At 70.9% G+C, this 567-nt stretch carries 1 protein-coding gene; it reads right to left on the bottom strand.

Features of this window, described 5'->3' with window-relative positions:
• A partial coding sequence (locus FLX07_RS35940; protein ID WP_425280124.1) for a hypothetical protein occupies window positions 1-515 on the bottom strand: 515 nt, incomplete at its 3' end.
• Window positions 516-567: the final 52 nt, after the last annotated feature.

Below are 567 nucleotides of genomic sequence, written 5' to 3'. Positions count from 1 at the left end.
ATGAGGCGGCCGCCGGTCAGGACGATCAGGAGGGTGGCTCCGGTGATGAGGTATTCGAGGCGGTGTGTCGCGAGGAGGGGCGGCTCGGTTGTTCCGGCGTAGACGACGGGTGCGTCGGGGGCCGGTGAGACGCGGTCGGCCATGAGCAGGACGCACGGCCCGCCGCCGGGGTGGCACTCGACGCGCTGCTGGAGCCGGTTGCCGGGTGCGGGCCGGAAGGCGCTGAGCGGCGGTCGTTTCGTGGCGGCCGGGCTGGCGACCATGACCGTGCCGTGGGCGTTGACCAGTTGGACGAGATTGACGGTGCCGGAGGCGGAGGCGGGATCGGGCAGCGCGCCGGCGCGTACCTGCGCGGTCCACTGGGTGGCGACCTGTTCGGCCGCGGAGAACACCTGGTCCTCGATCCGGTATCGGATCGCCAGGTCCAGGCTCACACCGCCCAGGGCCGTGAGCAGGAGCAACAGCATCGTCACCGCTGTGGTGTAGCGCGCCTGCAGCGAGTGCAGAGACGGCATCGGTCTCACCATTCTCCTGCCGCACCCGTGGACGGCCGGCACCTTCGAGGAA

This window comes from Microbispora bryophytorum (assembly GCF_006874465.1).
GTDB classification, from domain to species: Bacteria; Actinomycetota; Actinomycetes; order Streptosporangiales; family Streptosporangiaceae; genus Microbispora; species Microbispora bryophytorum.
The sequence above is the reverse complement of the archived record's forward strand: the minus strand, read 5'-3'. Positions and strand labels throughout refer to the sequence as shown.